This is a genomic window from Mesorhizobium sp. WSM4887 (assembly GCF_029625865.1).
Lineage (GTDB): Bacteria > Pseudomonadota > Alphaproteobacteria > Rhizobiales > Rhizobiaceae > Mesorhizobium.
Genome location: NZ_JARTVP010000004.1, coordinates 244,450 through 269,882 on the forward strand (window position 1 = coordinate 244,450; position 25,433 = coordinate 269,882).

General features: G+C 63.6%; 22 protein-coding genes. 4 read left to right on the plus strand and 18 right to left on the minus strand.

Features of this window, described 5'->3' with window-relative positions; all coding sequences use genetic code 11:
• Positions 1 to 31: 31 nt before the first annotated feature.
• Positions 32 to 850 (minus strand): transporter substrate-binding domain-containing protein, encoded by an 819-nt coding sequence (locus tag P9230_RS18070; protein ID WP_127216511.1) that lies wholly within the window; start codon positions 848 to 850, stop codon positions 32 to 34.
• A gap of 41 nt (positions 851 to 891) precedes the next feature.
• Positions 892 to 1,860: an amino acid ABC transporter ATP-binding protein gene (locus P9230_RS18075; RefSeq protein ID WP_278120214.1), complete on the minus strand. Its 969-nt coding sequence runs from the start codon at positions 1,858 to 1,860 to the stop codon at positions 892 to 894.
• A gap of 468 nt (positions 1,861 to 2,328) precedes the next feature.
• Between P9230_RS18075 and P9230_RS18080 the strand changes: the two genes are divergently transcribed.
• On the plus strand, positions 2,329 to 3,408 hold the full coding sequence (locus P9230_RS18080; RefSeq protein WP_128203087.1) for a mechanosensitive ion channel family protein: 1,080 nt from the start codon (positions 2,329 to 2,331) through the stop codon (positions 3,406 to 3,408).
• 49 nt (positions 3,409 to 3,457) lie between these two features.
• On the opposite strand, the gene P9230_RS18085 is transcribed toward P9230_RS18080, so the two are convergent.
• Together P9230_RS18085 and P9230_RS18090 are read right to left on the minus strand one after the other, a co-directional pair.
• Positions 3,458 to 5,230 carry an SLC13 family permease gene (locus P9230_RS18085; protein ID WP_278120217.1) on the minus strand — a complete coding sequence of 591 codons (1,773 nt, stop codon included), beginning with the start codon at positions 5,228 to 5,230 and terminating at the stop codon, positions 3,458 to 3,460.
• Positions 5,231 to 5,386: 156 nt separating this feature from the next.
• Positions 5,387 to 6,106 (minus strand): class I SAM-dependent methyltransferase, encoded by a 720-nt coding sequence (locus tag P9230_RS18090; protein WP_278120219.1) that lies wholly within the window; start codon positions 6,104 to 6,106, stop codon positions 5,387 to 5,389.
• 96 nt (positions 6,107 to 6,202) lie between these two features.
• Here P9230_RS18090 and P9230_RS18095 point away from each other — a divergent pair, with 96 nt between their 5' ends.
• Positions 6,203 to 6,478 carry an Hpt domain-containing protein gene (locus P9230_RS18095; RefSeq protein WP_278120496.1) on the plus strand — a complete coding sequence of 92 codons (276 nt, stop codon included), beginning with the start codon at positions 6,203 to 6,205 and terminating at the stop codon, positions 6,476 to 6,478.
• A gap of 15 nt (positions 6,479 to 6,493) precedes the next feature.
• On the opposite strand, the gene P9230_RS18100 is transcribed toward P9230_RS18095, so the two are convergent.
• The 9 genes from P9230_RS18100 to P9230_RS18140 form a co-directional block, all read right to left on the minus strand.
• Positions 6,494 to 7,921, minus strand: a complete 1,428-nt coding sequence (locus P9230_RS18100) for a glycosyltransferase family 2 protein (RefSeq protein WP_278120221.1) — start codon at positions 7,919 to 7,921, stop codon at positions 6,494 to 6,496.
• Positions 7,918 to 8,958, minus strand: a complete 1,041-nt coding sequence (locus tag P9230_RS18105; RefSeq protein ID WP_278120223.1) for a HEAT repeat domain-containing protein — start codon at positions 8,956 to 8,958, stop codon at positions 7,918 to 7,920. The genes P9230_RS18100 and P9230_RS18105 overlap by 4 nt, the downstream gene beginning before the upstream one ends.
• On the minus strand, positions 8,958 to 9,665 hold the full coding sequence (locus P9230_RS18110) for a YaiO family outer membrane beta-barrel protein (RefSeq protein ID WP_278120225.1): 708 nt from the start codon (positions 9,663 to 9,665) through the stop codon (positions 8,958 to 8,960). The genes P9230_RS18105 and P9230_RS18110 overlap by 1 nt, the downstream gene beginning before the upstream one ends.
• Positions 9,620 to 10,705: a tetratricopeptide repeat protein gene (locus P9230_RS18115; protein ID WP_278120227.1), complete on the minus strand. Its 1,086-nt coding sequence runs from the start codon at positions 10,703 to 10,705 to the stop codon at positions 9,620 to 9,622. Before P9230_RS18115 ends, P9230_RS18110 begins: the two co-directional genes overlap by 46 nt.
• On the minus strand, positions 10,705 to 11,097 hold the full coding sequence (locus P9230_RS18120) for a response regulator (RefSeq protein ID WP_067000929.1): 393 nt from the start codon (positions 11,095 to 11,097) through the stop codon (positions 10,705 to 10,707). Before P9230_RS18120 ends, P9230_RS18115 begins: the two co-directional genes overlap by 1 nt.
• A gap of 183 nt (positions 11,098 to 11,280) precedes the next feature.
• Entirely contained in the window at positions 11,281 to 11,667 is a 387-nt protein-coding gene (locus P9230_RS18125) for a response regulator (RefSeq protein WP_082980640.1), read from the minus strand.
• Positions 11,668 to 11,672: 5 nt separating this feature from the next.
• On the minus strand, positions 11,673 to 14,114 hold the full coding sequence (locus P9230_RS18130; protein WP_278120229.1) for an ATP-binding protein: 2,442 nt from the start codon (positions 14,112 to 14,114) through the stop codon (positions 11,673 to 11,675).
• 176 nt (positions 14,115 to 14,290) lie between these two features.
• Positions 14,291 to 15,145, minus strand: a complete 855-nt coding sequence (locus tag P9230_RS18135) for an alpha/beta hydrolase (RefSeq protein ID WP_164746690.1) — start codon at positions 15,143 to 15,145, stop codon at positions 14,291 to 14,293.
• A 19-nt stretch (positions 15,146 to 15,164) separates the two neighbouring features.
• The gene (locus tag P9230_RS18140; RefSeq protein ID WP_278120231.1) at positions 15,165 to 16,013 is read right to left on the minus strand and encodes an Lpg1974 family pore-forming outer membrane protein; all 849 of its coding nucleotides are present in this window, start codon (positions 16,011 to 16,013) and stop codon (positions 15,165 to 15,167) included.
• Between the two features lie 336 nt (positions 16,014 to 16,349).
• Between P9230_RS18140 and P9230_RS18145 the strand changes: the two genes are divergently transcribed.
• Together P9230_RS18145 and P9230_RS18150 are read left to right on the plus strand one after the other, a co-directional pair.
• Positions 16,350 to 17,543, plus strand: coding sequence for a cytochrome P450 (locus P9230_RS18145; RefSeq protein ID WP_278120233.1), 1,194 nt, complete (start codon positions 16,350 to 16,352; stop codon positions 17,541 to 17,543).
• Positions 17,540 to 18,133 (plus strand): hypothetical protein, encoded by a 594-nt coding sequence (locus P9230_RS18150; RefSeq protein WP_278120235.1) that lies wholly within the window; start codon positions 17,540 to 17,542, stop codon positions 18,131 to 18,133. The genes P9230_RS18145 and P9230_RS18150 overlap by 4 nt, the downstream gene beginning before the upstream one ends.
• Positions 18,134 to 18,170: 37 nt before the next feature.
• Here the strand turns inward: P9230_RS18150 and P9230_RS18155 are convergent, their stop codons facing one another.
• The 5 genes from P9230_RS18155 to P9230_RS18175 form a co-directional block, all read right to left on the minus strand.
• Complete coding sequence (locus P9230_RS18155) at positions 18,171 to 19,037, minus strand: alpha/beta hydrolase (protein WP_278120237.1); 867 nt, start codon at positions 19,035 to 19,037, stop codon at positions 18,171 to 18,173.
• Positions 19,037 to 19,468, minus strand: coding sequence for a hypothetical protein (locus P9230_RS18160; RefSeq protein ID WP_278120239.1), 432 nt, complete (start codon positions 19,466 to 19,468; stop codon positions 19,037 to 19,039). The genes P9230_RS18155 and P9230_RS18160 overlap by 1 nt, the downstream gene beginning before the upstream one ends.
• 148 nt (positions 19,469 to 19,616) lie before the next feature.
• Positions 19,617 to 20,957, minus strand: coding sequence for an HlyD family type I secretion periplasmic adaptor subunit (locus P9230_RS18165; protein ID WP_095824821.1), 1,341 nt, complete (start codon positions 20,955 to 20,957; stop codon positions 19,617 to 19,619).
• Positions 20,954 to 22,648 (minus strand): type I secretion system permease/ATPase, encoded by a 1,695-nt coding sequence (locus P9230_RS18170; RefSeq protein WP_278120241.1) that lies wholly within the window; start codon positions 22,646 to 22,648, stop codon positions 20,954 to 20,956. The genes P9230_RS18165 and P9230_RS18170 overlap by 4 nt, the downstream gene beginning before the upstream one ends.
• A gap of 79 nt (positions 22,649 to 22,727) precedes the next feature.
• The coding region (locus P9230_RS18175; RefSeq protein WP_278120243.1) for a VCBS domain-containing protein at positions 22,728 to 25,433 on the minus strand (2,706 nt) is incomplete at its 5' end.

Below are 25,433 nucleotides of genomic sequence, written 5' to 3' on the forward strand. Positions count from 1 at the left end.
CGGGCTGCGACGGCCAGTTGTTGCGAGAGGATCACTTCTTGCACGGAATGGTGTAGTCGTCCTTGAACCACTTGAGGGAAGACTCCTTGATCTTACCTCCATCGATCATGTTGCAGAGCGCGGCATCTACCTTAGCCTTGAGTTGGGCATTCCCCTTGCGCATACCGACACCCATGCCGTGGCCGAGGGTTTCAGGATCGCTCATCGCCGTAATCTTCACATCGATCTTCGTGAAGTTGGCGCCGTCCGGTGTAGCGAGGAAATCCATCCAGGTCGGGGAGTCGCCGAAAGCGGCATCCAGGCGGCCAGCCGCAAGATCAGCGGTCTGCTGAGTGGTGGCATCATAAGTCTTGAGATCGGCGCTGGTCGCCCGCTTGCCGATGAATTTGGCATAGGTCGTGCCTGTCACGACGCCGACACTCTTTCCCGCGAGCGCCTTTTCGATCTCCTCGAGACTCTTGAGCCCGGCAAGAGCGGAATCTTTGGGGACCACGAAATAGAGCGGCGTGGTGGCGTACGGGATGGAGTAGTCGATCTTCTTCTGGCGCTCGGCAGTGATGCCAAGGCCGGAAATGATCACGTCGAAGCGGTCGCTATCCATGGAGGGAACCAGCGAACTGAAAGCCTGCACCACGAATTTGCACTTCATCTTGAGTTCGGCGCAGATACCGTTGGCAACGTCGGCGTCGAAGCCGGTGACGTTTCCGTTGGCGTCGGCCATGCTGAACAGCGGCGCGTCCCCTTCCGTGCCGACGCGTAGGACGCCTTCCTCGGCGCGCGCGGCACCGGCTGCGGCGGCGAGCATGAAACCGGATACGAAAATCGAACGAAACGTTTGAACTGAAAGCATGAGTGTTACCCCTTTTCTTGTTCTGCTGAAGAAAACCGCGATCACGCGGCGGCTGGCATGACGCTGGAGAGAAACCGTTTCACCGCCTCCGAGGCAGGGTTGCGAAACAACTCTTCCGGCGCATCGTCCTGCTCAAGGATACCTTTGCGCAGGAATATCATTCGGCTCGACACGTCGCGCGCAAACCGCATTTCATGGGTGACGAGAAGGATGGTCGCCCCCTCTTCGGCCAGCGTGCGGATCACCTTCAGCACCTCGCCCACGAGTTCCGGATCGAGCGCGGATGTGGGCTCGTCAAAAAGCATGATCTTTGGTCGCATCGCCAGCACCCGTGCGATCGCCACGCGCTGTTGTTGACCGCCTGAAAGCTGACTGGGATAGCGGTCGCGGAATTCGGCCATCCCCACCTTGGAAAGCGCCGAAAGCGCCATATCCTCGGCCTCCCGCCTTCCTTTCCCGAGCACGTAGACGAGCGCCTCTGTCACGTTGCCGATCACGGTCCGGTGCGGCCAGAGATTGAAGTTCTGGAACACCATGCCAGTCCGCTGGCGAAAGAGCCGGATCTTTGCGCGGTTGGTGATTTCGCTCTTGCCCGGTCGATTGGTGGTGATGGAGATTGCGTCGCCCATCACCTCGATCCTCCCTGAGGTCGGCGTCTCCAGAAAATTTATGCAGCGCAACAACGTGCTCTTTCCCGAGCCAGACGCGCCAATAAGGGATATGACCTCCCCTTCCGCCATCTGGAAAGTGACGTCGTTAAGGATCCTGACCGCACCGAAATTCTTACTGAGTTCATGGACCTTTAGAACCGGGGCCGTGTCACGGCGTCTTCGGTTCCATTCAGATCGCACCTTCTCAACATGGGGCTGGCCCCGGCTGTCCATCGTCTGCGCGAGTTCGTTAAGTGTTAGGCGACTGTGACCATCGCTCCCACTTTCGTCGGTGACGGCGACGTCTATGGCGCTCCTCCTCGAAACGGTTCGATATCCCTTGCTGTCAGTCACGTTCATCGGCTCGCTGCCTCTAGCAACTATTTGAAACCAATCTCGGGATTCTTAGGACCAATATGACATTGGTATCGCAACCGGTGTCAAGATAGATCAAATTGGTTGCGAGAAAAATCTACAGGAACAGCTTACATTTGGCGCGTCGGATCCAATTCGCGGAATGAAGATCATCGCAGATAATCCGCCCCTCGCCCGGCCTCAGGCGAACATAGACTCGCCTATCGCTTCCTAAACAGAATGTCGCTCCGCCGGGCCGCCCACGCGTCGCCGCCGGCGCCGAGCCCGCGCCAGCGGCAATAAGGGACGGCGGCGCCAGGTGACGGGTCGGCAGCGGTCGGGGAACCCGATCCGGTTCGAGCACGTCCACATAGCGACCAGATCCCACGCGCCGGCAAGCGCCTCCTCTCAATACCGCCGTCGCGGAACGATTAGCCGCTGATCGATGTTGATGCGACATCGGATGGCGAATCCATGGAACGGCGCGACAAGGAACAGGAGAACCTTTCCCGGCTGGAACGGGCCGCGCAGCGGACTGCCGATCCGAAAACGATCCAGCAGCAGGCGAAAAAGCCCGCGGAAAAGTTCCGCTTCAGCTTCCGCAAGGAAGACCTCTGGTGGACGGCTGGCTTCGCTGCCGCTGCCTTGCTGCTCTTTGCCGTCCAGCTTCTCATCAATTGGCGCTCGGAATGGCTCGACGCGACCTTGCGCGTCCGCGTGCTGAACTATGTCTGGGGCGGCCTTCTCATTTTCGTCATGCTGACGATAGCGAATATCGTCGAAGTCTTTCTCATCGGCCGCATTCCCAATCGTGTCTCGCGTTTCAACCTGAAACGAATTTTTCGGTTGATCGTCGTGGTCGCCGTCGTCTTCGTGGCCATCTCGGTTCTGTTCGTGAACTGGTACGCCGCCGTCGTTTCGCTCGGCCTGATTTCACTGACTCTCGGCTTCGCGCTGCAGATGCCGATCTCCAGTTTCATCGCCTGGATCTATATTCTGGCCCGGGCGCCCTATCGCGTCGGCGACCGGATTCGCATCGGCGACGCCCATGGCGATGTCATCGACGTCAGCTATCTCGACACGACGTTGTGGGAATTCGGCGGCGAACATCTTTGGACCGATCATCCGAGCGGACGCGTCATCAAGTTCCCCAACTCCACCGTGTTCGACACGCCGGTCTTCAACTATTCCTGGCCGCTGTTTCCCTATGTCTGGAACGAGATCAAGTTCCAGCTCGCCTACGACAGCGACCTGGAATTCGTGGCGAAAACCATGCGAGAGGTCGTGGACGAGCAGATCGGCGACATCATGAGCCAGAAGGTGAAGGTCTATAAGGACATCCTGTCGAAAACGCCGGTGGACGAGCTGCAAGTGAAGGAGCATCCGGTGGTTCATTTTCGCGTCAGCGAAAATACCTGGCTCGAAGCCATCGTGCGCTACCTCGTGCCGCCGAAGGAAGCGGGCCGCACCAAGACACGCTTGATCAAGGAAATGCTGGCGCGAATGAATGCAGAACCCGATCGCGTGCTGTTTCCGAAGAGCAATTTGCGGTGAACATCCCGGCAGCTTGGTAGAGCGAGGTCGTTCGCGTCCCTCTATGGCGTCAGTTCATTGGCCAGACGATCGCCAGCATCGGCACGGCAACAATGACGACAAGGAACGACAGCGGCAGCCCCAGACGCGGATAGTCGCTGAAACGATAGCCTCCCGGCCCCATGACAAGCGTGTTGCATTGGTGCCCGATCGGCGTGAGGAAGTCGCAGCCGGCGCCAATGGCGACAGCCATCAGAAAGGCTTCCGGCCTGTAGCCCAGATCGGCGGCGAATTCCGACGCGACGGGCGCCATGACTAGCACGGTCGCGGCATTGTTGAGGAATGGCGTCACGGCCATGGCGGCAACGAGGATCAGCGTCAGGGCGCCGGGCGCCGGAAGAACGGTCCCGAACCTGGCAAGCTCCGCGGCGACCAGCGCGGTCGCCCCCGTAGTGCGCAGCGAATCGCTCACCGGGATGAGAACGGCGAGCATCACCAGGATTGGGCCATCCAGCGACTGGTAGACGTCGCGGAGCGGGATGACCTTGAACAGCACGATCCCGACCGCGGCCGCAAAGAAAGCGACGGGAACAGGGAGCAGACCCACGGCAGTCGTGAGCATGGCAAGGGCGAGGATTACCACGGGCACGATACCCTTGCGCACGCTGCCAAGAAGGATAGGCCTTTCCGCCAGCGGCAGGCAGCCTAGTCCGCGCAGTGTCTCGGGCATTGTGGTTGCATTGCCCTGCAACACGACGACGTCGCCGAGCCTTAGCTCGACCTTGGCGAGCCTGCGATCGAGGCGCTGGCCGCGACGGCTGACAGCCAGGAGGTTGACGTTGAAGCGATCGTAGAGGGCAAGTCGCTGGGCCGTCCAGCCGATCAAAGGCGAGCTTTCGCCAATGACGGCCTCGATAGCGACCATCTCGCTGGTGGTGACCTCTTCATTCACCCGATCGCCCGTGACGCTGAGCTTGCCTTGCGAGACAAGGCGATCCAGCGCCGCCGGGTCGCCTTCGAGCAACAGGATGTCGTTCACCTTCAGGACAGCATCGGGCAGCGGCGTCATCCGCATCGTCCGATTGCGCAGGATCGAGGTCACGACGGCATCGCCGCCGGCAAGCTTTATGACGTCGGCGACGGTCTTCCCAAGCACGGTGGAATCGCCGACAACGCGCGCCTCTGTGAGGTAGTCCTTGATGTCGAGGGCTTCATTCAGCGCCCCGCCGAGCTTTTCGCGCACCGGCAACAGCCAATAGAAAGACATTAGGAAGATCATGCCGGCGGCGGCGACAGCCGCTCCGACGGGCGCGAAGTCGAACATTGTAAACGCCGTTCCGGTCAACTGCTCTCGCACCCGGGAAACAACGATGTTCGGGGAAGTGCCCACCTGCGTCATGAGACCGCCGAGCAATGACCCGAACGCCATTGGCATCAGAAATATCGATGGCGAGGTGCCGGACCGGCGGGCGAACTGAAAGGCGATCGGGATCATGATCGCCAGCGCGCCGATATTCTTGACGAAGGCAGAAAGGCACGTCACCACGATCACCAGCAGCGCCAGTTGCGAGCGAACTCCCGACAATTTCGGAGCAAAGCGCGCGATGGCGAGTTCCATGATGCCCGATCGCGCTATGCCTGCGCTCACCAGCAGAGCACTGCCGACAATGATCACGATATCGTCGCTAAACCCGCTGAAGGCTTTGTCGAACGGCACAATCCCAACGGCGAGGGCGAGCAGCAGCGCCGCGGCAGCGACGAGATCATAGCGATAGCGACCCCATACGAACGCTGCCATCATCACGAAGGTGACGGCAAACGACAGGATTTGCGGCATGGTCATGTCTTCGGCTGCTCCGCAAGCGGCTGATCAGAACGCCCAGACTGCTCCTTTGTTGCTTTGGCCCGACGGTCTTGGGCTGCTGGCGGAGCTGAAGGCCATCGCGCATGAGCGCGGCCCCTCGCCCGGCTCTGCCCTCGCGCGCGGATGGAACCCGGCCTATCGCTTGCTGAAGAAGCCGGACAGAATGTTCGGGCCGGCTTCGCCGGGCCGCAGCCTGATGCCGTCCTCGAAGCAGTTCAGCGTCACGCAGTCGAACCCGCTGTGGGCGAGCAACGCCACCAGCGAGTCGCGGTCGAAGTGGTGCAAATGCTCGTTGGGGAGACGCATACGCCAGCTTCGGAACCAGGCGTCGCCGTCGGCGCCGAGCTCGCGCCAGCGGCAATAAGGGACGGCGACGGCGAGGTGCCGGGTCTGCAGGCGGTCGAGGAAACCCAGATCCGGGATGTGTTCGAGCACGTCGAACATGGCGACCATATCCCAGGAACTGGCCAGCGCTTCCTCCCAACCGACAAAGCGGACACCCGCGGGCAGCGGGAACTCGGCGATGTCGTAGCCGGCGCAATCGGCGACCCCGGTTATCTTCGCGGCTTCGATGAACGTGCCGGTGCCGTATCCAATCTCCAGCACCGAGCGGGGGATCGCGCCGGTCAATCCCAGCACCCAGCCAAGCCGCTGATATCCGAGCTTGATCGTCCGGTCGGTCAGGTCCTCGTAATAGGAAATATATTGCTTGTCGTATTTGATCGGCGTGAAGTCGATCTGGTGGATCACGCCAAATCGGTCCATCTCGTAATTGTCCAACATCAGCGTGCTGCCCTCCGGATTCCCTTTCTTATACGGCGGCGCTAAACGCAGCGTAACCGGCGACGCAGCCAAGCAAGGGCGGCAGATGAGCAACAAGCAGCCTACCCGCCATTCCTCTTCGCCTCGCTTTCTGTTTCAATATCTCCTCATTCGCTCGGGAGAATCTCCATCTCAACCGATCCCTTCGCCCCTCTTCGCGAACGTTTCCTCACCCGCTGCGCCGGTCAGCTCGCGCAGTTGCAGGCGGCGCGCGAGGCGCTGCCCGGCTCCGACCTGACCAAGCTCGCGCATTCGCTCGCCGGCGCGGCCGGCACTTTCGGCTTTGCGGAGATCAGCGTGCGGGCCTCAGAGCTGGAGACGCTGCTCATCGAGCAGGCGGATGGCGGCGATGTCCGCGCGGCGCTCGATGCCTTAATCGCGGAGATCGAGCGGACGCTGGCCTGACGCCGCCAGCCCGGCTCACTTCTTCGCGGCGCCGAGGCCGGTCCTGGTCATCTCGCCCCAGCCCTGGTCGCCGCGCAAGAACTGCCAGCAGCCCTTCACGCGCCAGAAATTGTTGAGCTGGCGGTAGCCGAAATTCTCGATCACGGCGGCCGCCGTCAGAACGGCGAGATCCCTGGCGCGCGGAAAGCGCTGCAGCTCGGCCTCCTCCAGGATGAGCGAGCAGACGCTGACGCAGACGCCATAGGTGAAGATCAGCGAGGTGAAGGCCAGGAGATATTCGGCCGACAGGATGCCGAGCAGCCAGAAGGCCGGGATCAGGATATAGCCCAGCACCTCCGCCACCGGCCCCAGCACATCGACGATGAAGATGTGGCCGAAGCCGAGGAAGCCGACGCGGCCATAGCGCGGGTTCAAGAACATGGCTCGGTAGCGGAAGAAGCATTCGAGCGCTCCGCGCTGCCAGCGCGTGCGCTGCCTCGCCAGAACGCTCAGCGTTTCCGGCGCCTCGGTCCAGCACACCGGCTCGGGAATGAACTGAACGCGGTATTTGCGCTTCTTGTCGCGCATGTGGCGGTGCAGCTTGATGACAAGGTCGAGGTCCTCGCCCATCGAGCCCTTGGTGAAGCCGCCCACCGCCACCACTTCGGCGCGGCGGAACATGCCGAAGGCGCCGGAGACCAGCATCAGCGTGTTGACGCTGCTCCAGGCAAGGCGGGCCATCAGGAAGGCGCGCAGATATTCGACCACCTGGAAGAGCGGCAGCAGGCGGCGCGGCAGATGCACCTCGCGCACCCTGCCGGCCTCGATCTTCGAGCCGTTGGCGATGCGGATTGTGCCGCCCACCGCGATGGTGCGCTCGGGATCGTCGATGAAAGGCTGGGCGGCGCGCATCAGCGCGTCGGGTTCGAGGATGGAATCGCCGTCGATCACGCAAAAGAGCGGCGCGCGGCAGACATTGATGCCGGCATTCTGCGCGTCCGCCTTGCCGCCATTCTCCTTGTCGACCACGAACAGCCGCTCGGTCATCGGCGAGGAATAGAGCCCGCGGATCGGCTTGTGCGCCAGCGCGTCCTCGTAGGGACGATGGAACTTCACCAGCTTGAAGCCCTCGATCAGGCGCTGCAAGGTCTGGTCCTTCGAGCCGTCATTGATGACGATCACCTCGAAATTCGGATATTCGAGCGCCAGCATCGAATGGACGCTCTCCACCACATTCACTTCCTCGTTATAGGCCGGCACCAGAAGCGCGATCGGCGGCGCGACCTCGCCGTAGCGCTGCCAGAGCAGCGCCGAGCGCGCCACCGGCGGGCGCTTGGACAGCGCATAGCCGGCGAGGACGAGCTGCAGCAGATAGATTGTCGTCTGCGCCAGCCCCGCCGCGATGATGAACCAGGACAGGATGGTGGCGGCAAGGACGATCTCGTCGCTCCAGTCGGCAATCATGCGGCCGGTCCCTCGGCAAGAATGAGCGAGGCGGTGCGCTGGCTGCGCGAGACCTCGCTGTCGGCAATCTGGCGCAGCAGCCGCTCGCCCGGCTGGCCGAAGGAGCGCAGCGCGTTGGCGGCGGCATAGCGCACGTTCCAGACCTCGTCGTCCAGCAGCCTGGACAGCGGCGGGGCAAGTTCGGGAAGGCCGAGGCGTCCCGCGGACTCGGCGGCGGCGGCGCGCACGTCCCAGTCGTCGTTTGCCATCGCGCTCGTCAGGATCGCCGGTGCATCGGCGTGTCCGGTGAGGCCCAGCGCGCGCAGAGCCGCGGCGACAACCTCGGGTGAGGCATCGCCGGTCAAGCCGGCGAAGAAGGCGGCAAAGCCGAAGCCGCCGGCGCGGGCGAGCGCGTCGATCGCGGCCGCCCTGATGAAGGGCACGGCGTCGACGCGCGATGCATGGATCGCAAGCTCGTTGAAGCGCGTGCGCGGAAAGCGCCTGAACAGTTCGATCAGGCGCCGCGAGCGCTGTCCCGCCACGCCTATCTTGTCCAGCGCGACGCCGAGCAGGGGCAGGCTGCCGAGATCGCAAAGCGCGATGGCGGCGGCGATCCTGACTCCGCGCGAGCGGTCCTGGTCCAGCGCCGAAAGCAGGCTAGCCGTCGCATTCTGCGACCCCAGCGCCGCCAGCATCTCGGCCGCGTGGATGCGTTCGGCCACATTGCCCCGTTCCAGCTGCCTGCCGACGAGGGCCGGCAGGCCGCATTCGTTGAAGGCGACAAGGACCTCGTCACGCTCCTCGCCGCGCAGCAGCGAAACGAACTCGAAGCCGGCCTCGATCGCCACGCCCGGCGGCACCGAAAGAATGGCCGTTTTCAGCGTCTGGCGGTCGCGGTCTTCGGTGAAGGCGATCAGCGCCGTCAGAAGCTGGCGCCGCTGTCCGGCTCTGGCGCTGTCCCGGCGCTCCCGCAGCAAACGGCGCGCGATCAAAAACAGCATGATCACCAGGGAGAGCGCGCTGAGCAGTATGGAGAGATTCCAGACGTACCACATCATCAGAACCGCGCGGTCAGCCCGAGCCCGAATATGCTTCGGTCGAATGTCGGGCGTTGTTCATGCGCGATGCTGGCGCGCAGCGTTAGCGGATCGCTAACGTCCACGGAGAGGCCGCCAAAGACGGTGCGCGTCGGCACCAGCGTGCCGTCTGAAATTTCGGGGGCGTCGGCATAGCCGCCGAAGAGATTGACATGCGGCGTCACCGCGAGGTCGGCGCGAAGCACATAGCCGTCCGCGCGCGTCCCGATATCGTCCTCGGCATGCACCCAGCGGGCGGAAAGCCCCAGACGGCCGTCGAGGAGATAGCCCTGCAGCCAGGGCTGGATGCTGGTGACGTCGGCGTCGGCGAAATTGTCGTAGCGGGCGTCGACGTTGAGCGAAAGCGGGCCGAAGACCTTCGCCGGCGCCACGACCTGCCACGAAGCGCCGGCCCCGATCGAATAGCGCGCCAGAAAGTCGGCATCCGGCGTCGCCGCGGCCAGCGCATAGGCGGAGAAGGCCGGCGAGAAGGCCTGGTCGACGCGGCCCTCGATCTGGACGTCGGTGTTGCCGAAGCGGGTGGCGAGCCGCGTGCGGCCGGAGATCGTCGTTTGGGGCGATAGCCGATAGGAAAGGCCGGCCGAACTGTCGGTCCAGTCGCCAAGCCCGTCGGTGAGATCGCTCACCTCGCTGCCGAGGTCGAGCCGCCATTTGCGCGGCGGCGGCACGGCCAGCCTTTGCTCGATATCGGCCGAACCGGGCTCGATGGCGAGCGCCAGGCCGTAGGCCTGCCGCGCGGCCTCGTCGTCGCCCTCGGCACGGCGCACATCGCCGAGCCCGACCAGCGCCTCGGCATTGCGCGGATCGAGCGCCAGCGCGCGCTGCAACGATTGCCCGGCCCGCTGGTAGTCGGCCTCGAGCAAAGCGATTCTCGCGTCAAGGCTAAGCGCCTCGACATTGTCCGGCGCCGAGGCCAGCACATCACCGACCAGGGCGCGGGCGCGCGGCGCGTCGCCTTGCCAGATCGCCAGGCGTACCTTGCCCAGCCGCGCGTCGAGAAGGCCGGCCTGATCGCAAGCGCGCGGTCGAAAAACCGCCCGGCCTCGTCGAAGCGCTGGCTGGAGCCCACAACGAGGCCGAGCGCGACCAGGGTGTCGGTGTTCCTGGGCGACAGCTTGAGCGCGCGGCGATAGGCGGTCTCGGCCTCGGGCAGCTTTCCCGCCGCCCGCAACCGCCTGCCCTGCTCCAACTGGATGGCGACGGGATCGGGCCGCCGGTGGGGCGGCTCCTTCGCCGGCGCCGCGGCAGCCGGAACCGGCTTCGCCTGGCTGGCCTGCTTGGCCTTGCGGATGTTCTCTAGAAGCGCTGCCGCGTCGGCATTGCCGGGCTCTGCCTCAGCGACCTTCTCAGCGAGCGGCAGCGCCGCATCCAGATTGCCGGAGCGGAATTCGACCTGGGCCATGCCGAAGCTCGCATCGCGATAGGCCGGGGCAAGGGCAAGCGCCCGGGCAAAGGCGTCGCGCGCCGCCGGCAGATCGTTGCGGCCGAGCTCGGCGAAGCCAAGCTGCACGAGGGCGTCGGCATTGTCAGCTTTCAGCGCCAGCGCGCGCCGGAAAAGATCGGCGGCCTCGTCGAAATGCTGCGCCTGCCGGGCCTTGACGCCGGATGCGTAGAGCTCGTCGACAGTCTGCGCCAGCGCCGCGCCGGGAGCGGCGGCGATCGCCAGGATCAGGCATGCGGCAAAGGCTGAGCGCCGGCCGCGCCGCATCAGCGCTTCCCGCCCTTGCGGGCGATGAGACGCGCCAGCCGGGCCAGTAGCTCCTCGGGAATGAACGGCTTCACCAGATAATCGTCGGCGCCCTTCTCAAGCGCCGAAACGATGTCCTTCTCGGCCTTGCGCGCGGTCAGCATCACCACCGGAGTCTTCGACAGCACCGGGTCGCCCTTGATGCGCGCCAGCACCTCGATGCCGTCGGCCTTGGGCATCATCGCGTCGAGCACGATGATGTCGGGGCCGTCCTGCTCCGCCTTCGCCAGCGCCTCGGCGCCGTCCACCGCTTTGATGACCTCGTATCCCTTCGCCCTCAGCCTGAATTCCATCAGCTCGAGCAACAAGGGATCATCATCGCAGATCAGAACTCTTGCCTTCGCTCCATCCACCACCAGTCCTGCTCCGGTTCCGTCGCCCCCCGGAGTGATGACGCCGCGCGATCTTAGATAAAGCCGATTCGCGGCGGCCGCATTTCGACACAATCACTAGATGAATATTGGGCCATGGTATAGGAGCGGCAAACGCAAAACCGACTTTGCCGACAGGCATCTTTTGCGCGGCTTTCTCGCCGGCTAAACCGGGCCGGAACGCCCCGAAAGCAGCCTTCTCACCTCGCCCGCAAGCGCCAGCGGGTCGAACGGCTTGGCGATCACTCCCACGGCTCCCATGGCGAGATAACGCTCCACCTCATGCGTCTGGGTGCGCGCCGTGATGAACGCCACCGGAATCGCGGCCGTCAGCGGCGAATCGGCCAGGCGCCTCAGTGTTTCCGGCCCGTCCATGTCCGGCATCATCACGTCGAGCAGGATGAGGTCAGGGCGCCAATCGGCGGCATCGGTCAGCGCTGCGATGCCCGAGGCGCTGGACCGCACCTCGAATTCCGGCTCGAGTTCCAGCGACATCTGGGCGATTTCGCGGATGTCGTCCTCGTCATCCACATAGAGGATCCTTGCCGGCATAATCATCACTCCTTGGCACTGGAGGCGGGTCTGGCGCTATCGAGCGATGAGACCAACATGCTCCTGACCAGCCTGGCGACATCGATCTCCGACGCCTTGGTCTTGGTCATCATCGCCTGCACCCGGTCACCGAGGTTCTGATCCAACTCGGCCGCCGAGAACACGATGACTTGGGTTTCCAGCGGCAGATCGATGAGCAGATCCAGTCCCGATCCGTCGGGAAGCAGTATGTCCAGGATGACCAGGTCGAAGCGATGCTTTGCGACCGCCTTCCGCGCCTCCTGCAGCGTTTTGGCGGAAGCGATCAAGACGCCCGGACCCAAGCCAGCTGACATCACGGCAAGGACGCCCTCGTCGTCCTCGACGTGGAGGATCCTCGGCCTCCGCTCGACCTTGCTGGCGAGGATCTTGGCGAGAGCGGCGTGAAGGCGCGCCGAATCCACCGGCTTCTCCAGCCAGTCGACGATGCCGATGGCGGTTCCGTTCAGCGAGCGCCTGGCCTCGTCGGCGATGGCGGAGACGACGATGACCGAAATCTCGGAATTCACCGGTGAGACCCTGATGTCGTGGAAAAGCTTGATGCCGGATTCCCCGGCCAGCTTGATGTCGAGCGTCAGCGCCACATAGTCGCGGGAGTTCAGGAGCGCTTTTGCGGTACCGATATCGGGGGCGACATCGCTGGAAAAGCCGTCGGCGTCGAGAAGCGCTGCGATCACCGCAGCGATGTCGGGCTCATCCTCGCAGATGAGGACGCGCAGGCGGCCATCGCGCTTTCGCGACCGGCGCTCGACCAAAACCGGCTTCTCGACACTTCTCTGCGCTTCGGCAAGATCGACGTGAAACGAGGTTCCCTTGCCTTCCTCGCTTTCGAAGGAAACGGCGCCGCCGAGCTTTTCGACGATAGTCTTGACGATGCTCAGGCCCAGGCCGGTGCCCCCCTTCTTGCGGGTGCTGGAGGCATCGGCCTGCTCGAACTTGCCGAATATGCGGCTGCGGAACGCTTCCGGGATGCCGGCGCCTTCATCGACAACGGAGATGCGCAGCATGTCGCGCTCGCGACGCTGGAGCTTCACCATGACAGTGCCGCCGGGATCGGAGAACTTGATCGCATTCGACAGCAGGTTCGCCATCACCTGGTGCAGGCGATCGGGGTCGATATTGGCTTCGGCGCGCGGGGCATCGTCGACCAGGACGATGCGGATCCCGCTCTCGGCCATGTAATTGGAACTGGCGGCGATGGCCTGCTCCAGGACCGCACGCACTGGCATCTGCTTGATCTTGAAGGTGATGACGTCCGACTCGATCTTCTCCATGTCGAGAATGTCGTTGATGAGAAGAACCAGCCTTTCGCTGTTGTTGTGGGCGATGTTGACGAGGCTGGCGGCCTTGGGCGGCAGCTCGCCCGCGACGCCGGCTGCGATCAGGCCAAGCGAGCCACGGATGGATGTCAGCGGCGTTCGCAATTCGTGGCTGACCGTCGAAATGAAGTCGTTCTTGAGCTGGGCGTTTCGCTTCTGCTCGGTGATGTCGCGATTGTAGGTGATGACGCCGACGATCTTGCCGGCCTCGTCGCGGAACGGCGCCTTCAGAGTGTAGAGCCAGCCCTGCCTGCCGTCAGGCAGGAGCGCGGGCTGATCGATGCGCAACGTCTGCCCGGTCTCCAGCGCGCCCATTTCATCCTGCCTGAAGCGCTCGGCCACGTCCTTGGGATAGAAATCGAAATCCGTCTTGCCGATGAGGTCCTCGACGGAGGCGGCGCGCACCAGTTCGGCGGTGGCTGGATTGGCCGCGATGAAGCGCCCCTCCGCATCCTTCACGTTGAGACTGTCCGGCAGCTCGCGAACCATGGCACGGAATATCATGTTGGACATGGCCAGATCGCGTCGCCGCTGCTGCCGGTCGAGCAGCACGGCAATGATGAAGGTGCTCAGGAAGCGGAACAGGAGCGACGGCAAAGTGCTCTGCTGCACGAAGCCGGTCACGACCTGCGAGGGAATGACAAGAAGCGTGATCAGCCCGGCCAGCGCGACCGACAGGCCGAGGCCGAGTATGTCGAACATGGTGCGCGAACGGACCGCGACGATGTGGTGCCAGGCCAGGCCGACGACTGCGGTGATCAGGATGCTCATGACGCCGACTTCGGCGCCCTGACCGCCCAGATGAAGACGATAGGCGATGGAGCCGGCAGCGGCGATGAGCATCGCCGGCCATCCGCCGAAGAACGCGGCCGCGCCGATAAACGCGGCACGCAGGTCGACGATGAAGCCGGAGACGGACAAGGCCGTCGCCATGGAAATGACCGCGCCCGCGCACATGACCACGCCCAAAAGCAGCGAATGTGCCCGCCGCGAGAGACGCCCGGTGAAATCCGCCACAAGGTCCCAGGCGACGACAAGGATGGAGACCAGGGCAAGATTGGCCAGCAGTGAGTGCCAGATCTCGGTCATGACTTTTCCGGCTCGGTTTTTTCCGACAAATACCGGCAAAACCTATCCGAGGTCTAAAGAGCGGGCCGAGTAGGCTGATTCGGAGTGACACGCCGAATACGAGACATGGCGCCAAGGTCCCGTCGGACCGACGCGATCATGCCGGGATATGTCGAGGAGCTCGGCGGCGGATGGCTCTAAGCCAGACTACGGAAGCTCGACGGTGGCCGCGACACCCAGCCCTCGATCTCGCGGGTGACGAAGGCAGCGGCCTGGTGATGGATGAAATGCCCGGCACCAGGTAGCGCCAGCAGCGATGTGACGTTGTCGACCTCGCGGTATGTGCCGTCATAGGCGCCGGCCGGAATGTAGGGATCGTCGGAGCCGAACATCACCAGAGTCGGCGCCCTGACTGGCGGCAGAGGACCGATATCCGGCATCTTGCCCAAAGGTATATTGGCTCTGTAGTAGCTAAGCATCGCATCAGGGTGGGAGCGCTCAAGCGACTCGACGAGCAACTGCCGTTCGGCTGCGTCGGCGACCCAGCCGCCTAGCTCCTCCGGCGTCGGTATGGCGCCGCTGATCCCCTGGAAACGACGGATGTAGTTGATGGTGCCGGCATTGGCCGGATCGTGGATGGCGCGCAAGTAGTGGCGGGGGTGCGGCGCCGACAGTAGCACCAGATGGCGCACGAGCTGCGGCACGCGCATCGCCAGCCACCAGGCGATCATGCCACCCCAGTCATGGCCAACGACCGAAACCTGGGAAAGGCCCTCCGCCGCCAGCACGGCCAGGACATCCTCTACAAGGCATGGCATGAGTGCGTAGTTGGCATGCCCCTGCGGGGCATCGCTTCGCCCAAAGCCGCGCAGATCCGGCGCCAGTACCCTATACCTGCCTTCGAGTGCCTCGATCTGGCGACGCCAGCCGAGGCCATGGTCGGGAAAGCCGTGCAAAAACACAATCGGCGGGCCGAAGCCCGCCGCAATGTAGTGCAATTTGACGTTGTCGTTGGCCGCGAACCTGGACTCGAAACCGGCTTCCAAATTCACTTGCAGCGAGCCGCCGCCGTCACATCTTGACTTCGAGGCGCAGGAACGGACCGTCGAACGTCTGGTTCTTCTGGTCCGCGTTCACGATCAGATTGTGCCACTGCTCGATCTTGTAGCCTGCCGTAAAGGTAGTGTTCGCGATGGGAGTCCAACTCAAGCCGACCGAAGCCTCGACATTGGAGACGGTCTCACTCGAGTGCTGGCTAGACAGTGTATCGGAAAATTGCACGTCGGGGTTCGTAAATGTCACATTTTGCCGAATGCGGTCGGTGCGGCGCCCCCACATGACGGACCCTGCAACCGAACCCGTCAAGCCCCACGTCTCACCAACCGGATAGTAAGCCTCCGCACCGATGCGCGGACCAATGCCCCAGTATTCCGAGGTGCCGATTTTGTCAGTGGAGAAGCCCTTGTCGGTGGGATCGGTGGGTGTTGCCGAGAAGGATGAATGGAACTCCGTCTGGTCGGCGTGCAGCAGTCGCAGGCCACCGAAGAAACGAATGTCGGCCGTTTGCACCTTCACATGCTTGCCGAGATCGAAGTCGACCGTCTGGAAATCGAATCCGTGACTGAGAGACGCGCTGAGCACACCACCGGGGACCGCTTCGCTGTCGCCCTCCGACCAGTCCCTGCCGGTATGAAAGGCGCCGGCCAGGCGCCAATCCATGTCCGGCGAAATCTGCTTGGTCAACGCTATGGAGCCGTTGAAGCCGCCCTTGCTGGGCGGAAGACCGAGCTTGTCGGCATCATGGATGTCATTTGAAAAGTACGAGCCTTCAAAGGCGAGCTTGATGCGCGAATCGACGACCGTCTGGTCTGTTGCCTGCGCGTCATTCGCATGGGCCGCCACCACGCCGACAGAAGTCATTGACGCAGCCGAGGCCGCAACAGTCGCCAAAAATCTACCGGATGCCTGCGCCCGCACGCTTTCCCCCAAAGAATCCAAACCCAAAACCCGCGGCAAGCTAACTCATGGGAAGCATCCGCGAAAGCCACTGAAATGTCTTCGTCAGGCGCTGTGACACCTTTGCCACAGCAACCATCCCATGGACGCGGACCTGAGGCCTCGGATCCCGCTACACGTGTGAGCTGTCGGACCTGGGTCCAACCAGCCTATCGACTCGAAGCAAATGTGCTAAGCGTCTTGGACGGGTATGTCAGCCGCCGAAACCGGCTATATCCGGTTGCGGATGGCGGGGGCCAGATGAATCAATCGCAGATCGAGGACGTCCTCAACAGTCTCGTTTACGCGCTCTACGCCCAAAGCGGTCGACAGGGAGCGGCCGAGAATCGCATCGGAAACCTCCAGGTGTTCGACCATCCTGATGCGGTCGACCACATCGTCAAGTCGCCGGCGCTGTTCCGCAAGAACTTCTCGATGATCTCGGCCCTGGGCTATAGCCGTTTCAACACCAACGATGAAAATTGGGCGATTCGGCGCGAGATCACCCAGGATGCCTATCTGGCGGCTGCGAGACCGACTCAGCAAAACGCGGTATCCGAAATCTACACTACCCGCCTCTTGCAAAGCGATGCGACGCTGCCCGGCATCCAGAAGGCACTGTTTTCGGCCTCTCTCACCATCTTCTATCGCGCCTTCGGCCTGGTCGGGGACATCGAGCAGACGCTCACGCTGATCGACCGGGTCCGCGAAGTGCTCCGCCGGCTACAATATTTTTCCTGGGTAGCGCCTACGATTTCCGAGCGTGACGGGGCCGTGTACGACGCCCGCCACGTGGTCGCCGATTTTGCCGCCCAGCTCGCCGCCGAGCCAGGCGCTGCGGCGGAGATGGCGCGCTTCGCTGAGAAGGCCAAGGCTGTCCGGGGTTTCTCGCCCGTCGAAGAGTTCGTCATGAATGTCTTTGCCGGCGTGGAGACCACCGTCGCCACGGTGCTGTGGGTGATCGATCGGTTGGGCGCCAACGAGAAGGTGCAGCAGCGGATTCAGGACGAGATCGATACGGGCAAGCCGGACACGCCCTATACCGACTGCATCGTCAACGAGACGATGCGCTACTTACCTCCGATCCCCTTCCTGGTCCGGGAGGTGGGGGCGGAGACGTCACTGGACGGCAGGCAGCTGCGGGCCGGGCAGCTCATTCTGCTCTCCGTGGTGGGCGTGCACCAGCATCCCGCTTTCTGGGTCGCTTCGAAGTCCTTCGATGCCAGCCGCAAGGAATTCATCGAGGATACGTATGACCGTCGCGCCTTCATCCCTTTTCTCACTGGGCCACGCATGTGCGGCGGCGCACGCCTCGGTCGGCTGGAGGTCAGGGAGGCGGTGCGAGCGATAGTGCGCCAGTTCACCTTCAACCGGGCGGACGATGTGATCCGCTTCGACTATGGGCTGGCGTTGCGGCCGGCGGCCGGCTCCTCGGTCGCCGTTGCCCGGCGATGAACCAGGCCTCCCGGACCCGTCCGCTCATCGAGGGCGAGCGGCTCTCTTTCCCACATGTGGGTGGCCGCCGCTACGTGCGCGGGCTGGACGTCGTGGCTCTGATCGAACGCCGCTGCCCGGATTTCACCCGGCTCGACCTGAAGTTCCTGCGGCCGATCGCCCACCGTGCGGCAATCAGCTTCCGACGCGATCACGACACAGCCGTGGCGGTCTCGCTTGTGCCGACCAAGGGCGCGCCGCTCGACCTTTACATCGTCAACCTCGACAAGGCTGAGGGGCTGTCCGGCAAGGAGCCTCGGCTCGCCCCTCACATCGCCTTGCCCGGGAGTGCCGCCTACCATCGCTACCTCGTGCTTGGCCGGCGCAGCAACGCTGAAATCCTTGCAGTGGTGTTCAACCGGTACCAGGCCGCCACAGGCCGGCGCTTCGTGCTAAGGGCGCTGCATCTCGAACCGCCGCGTGCCGCAAGCATCGAACTGGTCAGCCTCAGCGAACCAAGGACCGAACGGGGACTGGGCGTGTGCTCGATCACTCGCCAAGGCCGGCGCTGGTGCAGGATCGAGATGATCGAGGCGCAAGGGTCGGGGTGACGTCAACGACTTAAATCAAAGATCGGTTCGATGCCCGTCACGCGGCGGTAAGGAAACCGAGAATGAGCAGCGCCTGGTCGAGAGTCATCAGCGAGGGCGGGTGGCCTGCATCGACATTGTCGGCCACCCACAGGTCCGGACGAACAAGCCGCGTGCGCTCGATGGCCTCCCTGTCGATGAAATTGCTGTCGCGGCCGTACATAAGGAGGAACCGCGCCTGCACCTTGGCGACAATCTGAAACAGATCGTAGTCGCGCCCGGCCATGGAACAGAAGCTCCCGGTCGTGGCGGGGTCATAGGCCAGGCGGAAACCGTCGGGGCCGGAAATGACCTTGTTGGCGACATAGCGCGAAAACACGGCTTCCTCGACCGGCCCCATGAAGGAGCGAGTCGAGCGCACATACGCCTCGGCCTCGGCGCGAGTGGCGAACTTCGCTTCGCTGTCGCGGATGATCTCGGCGCGTATACGGTCGACATTGGCTCCGCCAAGCATGGGAACGTCGTTGAGCACCACCTTGGTCGCCCGCGAGCGGGTCATGTAGAGAAACAGCAAAAGGATCGTGCCGCCCCAGGAGGAGCCGATGAAGTGGTTTTCCTTGCCGGCAAATTGACCGAGCGCGCGCAGGCAATTGTAGTAGACATTGATGTCGTAACCCGAACCCAGATAGGCGCTGCGGCCTCGCCCGAGCAAGTCAGGGCAGATCACCAGATAACCGTTGCGGCAAAGGAGGGCTGCCAGGTAGTCGAAATCGGCGCCGTTGCCGGTAAAGCCGTGCAAACAGAACACGGTTCCGCGCGGCGCGCCCGCCGGCTGCCAGATACGCACGAACATCGACGCATAGCGGTCGTCGAGGCGGATGAGGATCTCCTGGGTCAGCGCCTCGATGGATACTGGATGCGCCATCACGCGTCCCGCTTGCGCACAGCGCGTTTCATGGCGCCGCGGGCATCTATGAAATCGCGCTTCCAATAGACCGATTTGTCGAGATTGAGCAGCTTGGCCTCCTTGATCAGCGGCAGGATGTGCGAGGACGAGCGCGTCGCCAGTACCGTCACAGCGACGGCAGGGCCGCCGGGATAGGGATTGAGCGGACCATTGTTCGCCACCCACGCCTCGGCAACCTCGCGACTGGTCACGATCCAGCCGACATAGGCGACGATGGCATCCCCGATGGCGGCGATCAGATGCGTCTGCTGCTCGAGCTGGTAACGAAGCGACTTCACCATCTGGCCGAATTCATAGCCGTCGAATGGCGGATAGTGAGCGATGAAGTTGCAGACAAGCCCGAGCGAGACCGGGTTGAAAGGAACGCGGGTGAAGAGGAGATTGCTCATGCGGACTCAGGGGTTGGAAACGGGCGCGAGATTATGCTGAGCAGCCAAGGTAGGGCTAGTGGGGAAATGGGAATCGACCGCCGGCACCGCCGCAATGCTTGGACTGCAGCCGTCCAATGCTTGCGCTACCCCTTGACGGGCAGTTCCCTCACTTCTGCCGGAAGGCCGTATGCAGCGACGTGGTCAGCGGCCCCAGAATGTAGTCCAGCGCGGTGCGTTCCTCGGTGACGATCATGACCTGCGCCGGCATGCCGGGATAGAGCTGGATCTGCGGCGCGGCGGCGAGTTCCTGCTGATTCACCGCCACGTCGGCAACGTAATAGGGAAAGCCGGTCTTGGCATCGGTGACGCGATCCGCCGAGACGCGGGTGACGCGGCCGTGGATGACCGGCGTCGTGCGCTGCTTGTACGAGGTGAAGCGGACCTCGGCAGTCATATCGGCGCGCAGGCTGGATATGTCCTCGACCTTGACCTGCGCTTGAACGATCAGCGAATTCCTGGTCGGCACGATATCCAAAATGGTCTGGCCGGGCGCGACGATCGCGCCGGTCGAAAAGACGGTCAAGTCCATCACCTGGCCGTCATAGGGCGCGCGCACTTCGGCGCGGTCCACCGTGGCCTGTGCGGCAAACATCTTCGGCACCAGATCGGCAAGGTTCGACTGGGTGTCGATCAGCATGGCCGAAAGTTTTGCGCGACGCTCGTTGGTGAGCTGCGCGATCTGGCTTTCGAGTTCGGCCTTGCTCTGGCGATTTCCGGCGATCTCGCCGAGCGCCTGGTCGATCAGGCCCTGCAGATCGGAGGCCGAGCGGTCGAGCTCCAGGATACGCGGCTTCGTCGTCAGTCCCGCCTTCAGCAGCTTGTTGAGGCTTGCCTTTTCGTCGATCGTCGACTTGAGCTGCGCGCGAAAGGATTCGACGCGCGCCTGCTTGCCATCGATCTGCTCGTCGAGCTCGGCGATGCGCTTCTGCAGGATCTGCCTGGCGCCGGCCATCGAGGCGCGCTGGCTCTCGAGGTCGGCAATCTGGTTGGCCATGGCGTCCTGCAGATAGGCCTGGTGCTCGGCGGTGATGTCGTTCGGGAAGGCAACCGCCTCATGGCCGTCCAGCTCGGCGCGGATGCGGGCATCGGTGGCGCGCAGCAGCGCATATTGCTGGGAATAGAGGTTGAATTCCGACCGGGCGCGGGTATCGTCGAGCAGCACCAGCACATCGCCGGCCTTGACGATGTCGCCATCCTTGACCCGGATTTCCTTCACCGTGCCGCCATCGAAATGCTGGACGCTCTTGCGGTTGCCTTCGACCTTCACCACCGCATCGGCAAGCACCGCGCCATTGAGCGGCGCGACCGCGGCCCAGCCGCCGAACACGCCGAAGAAGGCGGCGATGATGAGCAGGCCGATCCACACCGGTGCCCGGATCGAGTCCGCATTGGCGCCCGCATCTTCGGTGCCGGCGAGGTTGCGATAGGTAGCGGCGATATCGGTCATTGGGCCGCCACCGTGATCGGTGCCGCGCGCTGGTTGAGCAGCGCCACGATCTCGTTTCTCATGCCGAAGGCTTCGACCGCGCCATCCCGCAAGAGCAGGATCTTGTCGACATTGGCCAAAGTCGAGGGCCGGTGCGAGACGATTATCACCGTGCTGCCGCGACGCTTCAGCTCCAGCGCGCATTCGGCCAGGGCGCGATCGCCGTCGGCATCGAGATTGGAGCTCGGCTCGTCGAGCACGATGAGGTTCGGCAGGCCGAAGACGGCGCGGGCAAGCGCGATGCGCTGCCGGTAGCCGCCGGACAGCACCGCCCCGCCCTCGCCGATCTGCGTCTCGTAGCCTTGCGGCAGCCGGATAATCATCTCATGCACGCCGGCGAGCCGTGCCGCCTCGATCACCTCGCGGTCGACATCGGTCTTGAAGCGGCCGATATTGGCGGCCACCGTATCTGAAAACAGCTCGATGTCCTGCGGCAGGTAGCCGATATGGTCGCCGAGCGCCTCCCTTCCCCACTGCGTCATGTCGGCGCCATCGAGCCTGACCGTGCCGCGGCTCGGCTGCATGATGCCGGCTAGGTGACGCGCCAGCGTCGACTTGCCGGCGCCGGAAGGGCCGACGATGCCGAGCGCCTCGCCTGCTTCGAGCCGGAACGACACATCGCGCAGCAGCACCTTCTGCAGGCTGGGAATGGCGAAGCTCAACTGCTCGACGGCGACCTTGCCGGAGGGCTTCGGCAGGTTGAACGAGCGTTCGCCCTGCGCGCCGCCGTCCAGCAGCCTCTCGACCCTGCCAAGGGCGGCCCGCGCCAGGATCAGGCTGCGCCAGAGGCCGACGATCTGCTCGACCGGCTGCAGCCCCCTGCCCAGCAGCAGGCTGGCCGCAAACATCGAGCCGCCGGTGATCTGCCGCTCGATCACCAGATAGGCGCCGAGGCCGAGGATAAGCGACTGCATGGTGAGGCGCAGGAAGCGGATCAACCCGGACATGACCGCTGCCCGGTCGCTCGCCCGCCCCTGCTGGCCGAGCGCCAGGCCGCGATCGCGCCCCCAGCGCCGGACGAGGCCGTCGATCATGCCCATGGCGCGGATGACTTCCGCGTTCCTGAGGCTCATTTCGGTGAAATTGTAGTTGGCCGTGGCAAGGTCGTTGGCCTGCTTCAGCGGCGCCCGCACGATATATTCGTTGAGCACCGCCATGGCGATGAGAAGCAGCGAGGAGCCCAACGCGAAGAAGCCGAGCCAGGGATGCAGGAGGAAGATGATGCCGATATAGATCGGCGACCAGGGCAGGTCGAACAGGGCATGGATACCGCTGCCGGTGATCACCTGCCGGAAGGTGTCGAAATCGCGGATCGGCTGGCTTGGCGAGGCACCCTGCGACGGGGTCTCGACGGAAGCCGCCAGGATCCTGGCCGAAAGCAGCCGGTCGAGCCGCGCGCTGGCGCGCGTCAGGATCGCGGCGCGCACGAGGTCCAGACCGGCGAGCGCCAGGAATGCCGCAAGCAGCACCAGCGTCAGCATCACCAGCGTCGTCTCGCTGCCGCTGGTGACCACCCGGTCGTAGATCTGCAGCATGTAGAGCGGCGATGCGAGGTAAAGCAGGTTGATGGCCAGGCTGAACACCGCCGCAAACAGGAAATAGCGGCGGCAGGCGCCAAGCGCTTCCCTGACGATTTTAGGCTTGCCGTTCAATTCCAAAACCCCACTCGATACACCTCAGGCCGAGTTTTCAGAGGGGCGAGCCGCCGCTGCCGGCGGCCCGCCTGTCGGTTCACACCAGCTCGCTCGATCCGCTGCCGATGCCCGTCAGCGTGAACTCCGCCGGATTGTATGTCACGACCGTATGGCCCTCGCCGTCATCGGCGAGTTTGAAGCCGTTGGCATCGTAGGTGCCGAGCAAATGCAGCGTGGCATTGTGTGCGCCGTCCGAGACCGTCAACGTGCCGCCACTGCCATCCTGGCTCGCCTGATAGGCGACGGTCGTTCCGGCACCGAATAGGATGTCATTGAGGTCCAGCTTGTCGTCGTTGGTGATGCCGCCGATCCGTCCGCTGTAGTCGAAGGAGTCGTCGAGCTCCAGCGTGCCGGCCGCATTCTGCGCAAAGGTGACATCCGTCGACGAGGCTGCGCCGAATTCCAGCTTCGACAGGTTGCCGATCGTGGCATCGCCGTCGCCGGTGACTTCGCCGTGGATGACGATGTTGCCGCCATTGGCCGACAGCATGCCGGAATTCGCCAGCCCGCCGGCGACGACCAGGCCGCCTGAACCGGTCGCTTCCAGCGTGCCGGAGTTGGTGACGACGCTGCCGCCGGTGTCGATGACCAGGGGATTGCTGCCAGAGGCGATGATGATGCCCCTGTTGTCGAGGCCGAGCATGCCATCGCCCAGTTGGCCGGCACCCGAGATCGTGTTGTCGACATTGACGAGCGTAACGTCCGGGCCGGTGCCGGAGATGACGTTGGCCGCGCTGTCGGACAGGACGACCTGCCCGCCGCCCTCAAGGGTCACGCCATGCTGGATGATCTGCAGCAGGGTCTCGGCGCCGGTCGAGTTCAGCGCAATGATGCCGCTGTTGTTGACCGTGCCGCTCAGCGGCAGCAGGGCGCCGTCGCCAATCGTCATGGTGCCGGCGTTGTTCACTACCGGTGTCTGGTCGAAGGCAAAATTGCCGGCGCCGAGCGCGGAGGAGTGCACGCCTTCCAGCGTGATCGACTGGCCGTCGGCGAGCGTGATCACCGCATTGCCGCTGGCGTTGTCCGCGGTATGCGCCTGGACGTCGGCGAAGGTCTGGAAGCCGGAGTAGCCGATGAGGTCGATCTGGTCGGCGGCAGCATCGAAGCTGTGCACGGTATCGTTGCCGATCGGCTGCGAGAAGACGAAGAGATCGTTGCCGCTCGAGCCGGTGAGCACGTCGTCGCCCGACCAGGCAAAGATCGGCGAACCTGGCGCGTAGGCCTCGACGTTGTCGGCGATGAACACGCTGCCCGTGGTGCCGTCGGCATTGGTCCAGGTCATCTGGACGTCGAGCACCGCCGCGCCCACGAAATCGGCAGGCGTTGTTACCGTCAGCTCGTGCACGGCGGAGGACTGCACCGTCCAGGAGCCGTCGGCATTCTGCGTGGCCCCGTCGATGGTCCAGCCGTAAGGCAGATCCTTCACCGTGACGGTGACGGCCTGACCGTCCGACGGGTCGGTCAGCGCAAGATTGATCGGCTCGCCGGCGGTGCCGGCGGGCTTGAGGCCGGTTTGAGATGCGCCGGTGCTGAGATGGCCGTCGCCATCCTTGAAAGCTCCATTGGCGAATGTTGCCGTATAGCTCGTGCCGTTGTTGGGCTTATTGACCTGCAAGGTAAACGTATCGACCGTATTGCCGCTGCCATCGGTTGTGGTGCCCCACGTACCGGTGGTCGATACGAGCGTCACACCGTTGGTCAAGGTCAGCTTCGACGCATCGAAGAATGAATGGTTCATTCCGGATTCGCTGAACTGAATGATCAGCGTGCTCGGCGCGTTATTGTTTCCTTGAACCCCGGTGATCTGCGTTATGGCGGGAGCACTCGCCGTTACGCTGATCGTCGCCGTGGCGCTGCTGGTGTCAGTACCCCCAATGGCCGTGCCGTCCCCATCCACCAATGTATAGGTCACCGTCTTGGCAATGGTAGGGCTGGTCAAGTTGGAATAAAGGATATGGTCGGCCAGGGCCGCCGCGGCCGCTTGCGTGGCGCTGGCGTTGAACGTGATGACGAGGTTCGACCCGTTCGTGCCTCCGGTAAACGTTCCGATAACAAGGCCGCCGTAGGTGACGTTGCTGCCACTGACACCGATCTGGCCGACGCCGGCACCCTGGTTCTGGATGGTCAACTGATCGGCCGACGTGCCATTGGCTGTAAAGCCCACGGTCAACGAGCCGCCGCCAAAATTGGTGGAATCGATGTCTGTGATCGTCGCAGTTGGAGCGATGGCCGTGGCCGCCGACCCGGCAGTGTAGTTGATGCTTGTCGATGTCCCCGCCGAGCCGCCGTTCAGATCTATGACCGGCGCATCATTGGTGCCAGTGATGGTGACGACGACGTTCTGGCTGGTCGAACCGCCATGATTGTCGGTAACTGTGACCTGGTAGGTTTCCTGGATCGTCTGACCGGCCGCCAGGAACTGGATCGCGGAGTTGTTTACACTGTAATTCCAGGCGCCGGTCCCGCCGGTGCCGCCAGACGTGTCCAAAGTCTTCGTCGCAATAAGCGAGCCGAGCTGGAGGCCGCCCGCATTGGTCGAAGACAGGAAACTCGCAGTCACGCTGTGGCTGTCTGTCAGATCTACGTCAGCGAAGCTGATCGTGCCCGAACTGGTCTCGGTAGCGCCCGCCGGGCTGTCTTCCGTGACTGACCCAGTCGCCGTCGCAGTGATCGTCGGATCGTCATTGGTGCCGGTGACCGTCACCGTGACCACCTGGTCGACCGTGCCGCCATGGCCGTCGTC